Genomic DNA, 4066 nt, shown 5'->3' on the forward strand with positions numbered 1-4066 from the left:
CCGGCGCCACCGCCGCGACCGCGTGGATGAAATTTAACGATCATCGTCCGTTCCTTTCTCAAGAACGGCGTGCCGCAGCCGCTCAAGCCCGGCATCGATGGCCATCAGCGCCGCCACAATCTGTACCCTGTCATGGCCGGTGCCGCCGCCGGCGTTAACGCGGCGGGCTATCTGGTTCAGGTTATTGCCCATGCCGGCAAGCTGGCGCAGCAGCGCCGGCGAGATTGAGGGGAGCTTTCCGGTGCGCGCAGGCTTTTCGTCCAGGCAGGTCTGCCGCATCCAGGCCGCGAGCTGTTTACCGTCGCAGCGTTCCAGCAGACGGCGGTGCTCATCTTCGGTCACCCACATCGTGAGCATCTTGTTCCGTTTCTCTGACAAACCGGTCTCCTGATAACGCCGGGACGGGCGGGAAACCCTTTCCCGGTCGGCGCGGGGTTGGACAAGCCGCAGGCGCGTCAGGCTTTTGGCGGGTTTCGGGGCGCAGCCCTGAACCAGTCACGCAGCGCTAGCGGAGTGTATACTGGCTTAATATGTTACGGCGGAGTAACACTTTATGAAAGTGCTTCATGTAGCAGGAGAAAAAGGTGGCACCAGCGCGTCAGCAGAATATGTGATACAGGATATATTCCGCTTCCTCGCTCACTGACTCGCTACGCTCGGTCGTTCGGCTGCGGCGAGCGGAAATGGCTTACGAACGGGGCGGAAATTTCCTGGAAGATGCCAGGAAGAAACTTAACAGGGAAGCGAGAAGGCCACGGCGGAGCCGTTTTTCCATAGGCTTCGCCCCCCTGACAAGCATCACAGAATCTGACGCTCAAATCAGTGGTGGCGAAACCCGACAGGACTATAAAGATACCAGGCGTTTCCCCCTGGCGGCTCCCTCGTGCGCTCTCCTGTTCCTGCCTTTCGGTTTACCGGTGTCACTCCGCTGTTATGGCCGCGTTTGTCTCATTCCACGCCTGACACTCAGTTCCGGGAAGGCAGTTCGCTCCAAGCTGGACTGTATGCACGAACCCCCCGTTCAGTCCGACCGCTGCGCCTTATCCGGTAACTATCAACTTGAGTCCAATCCGGAAAAACACGACAAAGCGCCACTGGCAGCAGCCATTGGTAGAGGGTGTACAAGAGATTACTGATGCAGAGTTCTTGAAGTTAGAGCCAAACTACGGCTAAACTGGAAGGACGAATTTGGTGGCAGCGGTCTTGTACACCCTGTTACCACGGTTCAGAAGTTCCCCAACTTACTGAACCTTCGAAAAACCACCTCCCCAGGTGGTTTTTTCGTTTCTGGATAAGAGACTACGACGACAGACGGATGATCTCAAGAAAATCCTCTCTAACAGGTTATATTCAGAGTAAAAAAGTGAGCTTAAATATGACTTTTTCAATAACAGAAGTGCGTGAGGGGCGTATTGGTTCTTTAGTTATTACAAAAGAGCTTTACGATAAATTAGAAAAATACTCTTGCTCAAATGGATTAATAACATCCACATACAACCATGGTCATGGCGTTGTTAGATACTACACCGTGAAATATTGCCTCCAGATGAACTATCACGGACAAAATCATCCTCAAAAATATCTTATTAAAAGAGGGGGGAGATATCCCAGCAAGTATTCAATGGTCAAAAAAACCGTTGAAGAGTTAGAGTATTCAACACCGACATTTGACGCAATATGTAGGAACATAGCAATAAAATACCCACACATGGTCAAGTTTGCTAATTACATATCAGAAACCCCATTAAAAGGCTTCGCCGCAACCTTTAATAACTCCGTTGATAATGATTAAGTGTTATTTACCATAACATCCCTGTTATGAATCGGCAGAAGCCAGCTCCGCAAGCCTCTTACACGTAGGCGTAAAAAACCCCGCACAGGGCGGGTTTAGGGATAGTGCATGGTTCTGGCACGATAAAACCAATCCTGCGCAGCAACATCATCTTGCTCGACCCCCCATCCATGTTTATACATCTCACCAAGAGATGCCTGAGCTCCTGCATGATCTTGCTCAGCGGCCAGAATAAACCAATGGAAAGCCTGCCTATCACTTTGCTCAACGCCCATACCGAGATGGTACATCCAGCCAAGTTTAAATTGGGCACTACTGTGGTCTTGCTTCGCAGCACAGAGAAACCATTCGACTGCTAACGCATCATTTCTTAAATCAGAGAAAGTATACAGCCTTCCAAGCTGAAACTGAGCCTCTGCATGACCTTGCTCAGCAGCTTTCTGATACCATTCCGAAGCTTTTTGAGCATCTTTATATCCACCTAACCCCAGATGATATGCCAAACCAAGACTAAACTGGGCATCATCATGGCCTTGCTCAGCTGCAAGCTGAAACCAGTATATAGCCTGCTTATAATCCTGATGCACACCAAGACCGCATGAGAATATCTTACCCAGATGAAATCTAGCCTGGCTATCTCCAGCAGTAGCTAGTGCTAACCAGCGCTCAACAGAGAGTGACGGCATAAGGTCATCCCTTAATTGTGATCTGAATATCATCCTCATTCACACCAAAATATAAAGCCAACCCTGCTTTAGCCTCTTTTAGATTTATCGGCCTAACTCTGTTGCTATCCTCCTCATACTCATCATATTCATCCCCGCCTTTTATCGTATTCAAGACTAAGGAATCCTCTTTAGGTAGGGGTTGGAAATCCACTTTAGAGATATCAATTCCCATGTCTTCAAGTTTTCTATAGGAGACTGGATTACGATTGCCGTCCCACTGCCCAGGGATATCAATTTCAGCATAGGAATCAATATTTATGATCCAGCGCTTAGGGTTTTCAGGGGCTCGACTTACTCCGGATATTTTCCCGATCATAAATGCATGATGATGCTTAGCCTCCTGACTACCCCAGTCTTTTTTCGAATTTTGGACGCAAACCAGGTACGGAAGCTTAGCTACGTGAGTAGCATCAAGTCTCCAAGCTTGGCTTCCTCCACTATTTAAAATCTCAGTAATACCCCTAGCTGTAAGAACAGTAATGCAGTCAGTATCAAACATAGATATCTCCATTTTTGTTTTAAAAAAGGCAAGTCACCGCGTAATGACAATCTTTTTAGCATCAAAAACGGAAGAGCTCAACACTAAACTACAAGATATATACAAATAACTAGCTTAACTACTACGACCATTACTCCTAGAACTGCAAAAAAACAAGTAAAACACTACTCGACTTCGGCCGGAGGGCTTTTTCTCTCTGGACTCAGTCTGAGTGACAACATGATGTGTGAAGTATGAACCCGCCACACCGCCGCATTTAACATAAGAGTTCTTGTCGGCACCGCTCCGGACGGGTTCGCCACAAACGGGGCGGCAGTCAGGTAAAACCGGCAACAAACCACCCGATACACCGCCCCGTTCGTGACAGATAAATTTTACCCGGCTGCATAGCCATGCAGCCAGATGCATGGCGTGTAAAGTCACACTAAAATCAGCGCGAACGCCTTAAAAACAGGTAAATGCTTCTCCAGCCAGTCCCACAGCCCGGCCGCCAGATACAGGCAGTTAAGTACAGCTTCAATGACGTTAAGCAATTTCATAATTCCCCCCCAGGTATAGGCCGTGATCTTTTTGATCACGAACCTATTTAGCGGGAGAAGTAAGAGTCCCTCTTCGTGCGGGTTGTCAGCTGTCTGGATGGTTTAAAGTGTCGGCCCGCGGTAGGTTTTCTGCGGCTGGCGCTCCAGCTCCAGTGTTTTCTGATACTCATTCTCCCTCTGCCGGAGCTCGATGGCATTCAGTTCCCGGACAAGCGGCGCAGCTGCTCGCTTAAACTCAGCACCTGCGTGCTCAAGTCCGACACGCGCTCGTTCAGCACCGCGTTCTCCCGTTGCATAAGCCCACACATGCTCCGCCATTCCGCGAAGGCGCTCTCCCATTCGTCCAGCCTTTGCGAGTAGTCCTGCTGTAGCTGCTCTAATGCGCTCAGCAACTGCTTTTCCAGCTCTGTCATCTTCCGCTACTCCTGTTTCAGGCGGATCCATGTCGTCCCGTCGTAAGGGATGGCTTCGGTTTGCATCCCCGGCGGCAGGATAAGAAACCTCCGGC

Annotated in this window: 5 protein-coding genes; 1 reads left to right on the forward strand and 4 read right to left on the reverse strand. The window is 49.7% G+C overall.

Annotated elements, in window-relative coordinates:
• Positions 1 to 33: 33 nt before the first annotated feature.
• Positions 34 to 357 (reverse strand): MobC family plasmid mobilization relaxosome protein, encoded by a 324-nt coding sequence (locus SK38_RS23350; protein ID WP_126289757.1) that lies wholly within the window; start codon positions 355 to 357, stop codon positions 34 to 36.
• Positions 358 to 1375: 1018 nt separating this feature from the next.
• Between SK38_RS23350 and SK38_RS25080 the strand changes: the two genes are divergently transcribed.
• Entirely contained in the window at positions 1376 to 1792 is a 417-nt protein-coding gene (locus SK38_RS25080; protein WP_142908665.1) for a hypothetical protein, read from the forward strand.
• 95 nt (positions 1793 to 1887) lie between these two features.
• Here the strand turns inward: SK38_RS25080 and SK38_RS23355 are convergent, their stop codons facing one another.
• The 3 genes from SK38_RS23355 to SK38_RS23365 all read right to left on the reverse strand — a co-directional run bounded on the left by SK38_RS23355 (position 1888) and on the right by SK38_RS23365 (position 3971).
• Positions 1888 to 2478 carry a tetratricopeptide repeat protein gene (locus SK38_RS23355; RefSeq protein ID WP_053069355.1) on the reverse strand — a complete coding sequence of 197 codons (591 nt, stop codon included), beginning with the start codon at positions 2476 to 2478 and terminating at the stop codon, positions 1888 to 1890.
• Between the two features lie 4 nt (positions 2479 to 2482).
• Positions 2483 to 3019, reverse strand: a complete 537-nt coding sequence (locus tag SK38_RS25290) for a hypothetical protein (RefSeq protein WP_048237141.1) — start codon at positions 3017 to 3019, stop codon at positions 2483 to 2485.
• A 736-nt stretch (positions 3020 to 3755) separates the two neighbouring features.
• Complete coding sequence (locus SK38_RS23365; protein WP_000137422.1) at positions 3756 to 3971, reverse strand: MbeD family mobilization/exclusion protein; 216 nt, start codon at positions 3969 to 3971, stop codon at positions 3756 to 3758.
• Between the last annotated feature and the right edge of the window lie 95 nt (positions 3972 to 4066).

The sequence above is a fragment of the Citrobacter sp. MGH110 genome (assembly GCF_001037515.1).
Classification (GTDB): domain Bacteria; phylum Pseudomonadota; class Gammaproteobacteria; order Enterobacterales; family Enterobacteriaceae; genus Citrobacter; species Citrobacter portucalensis.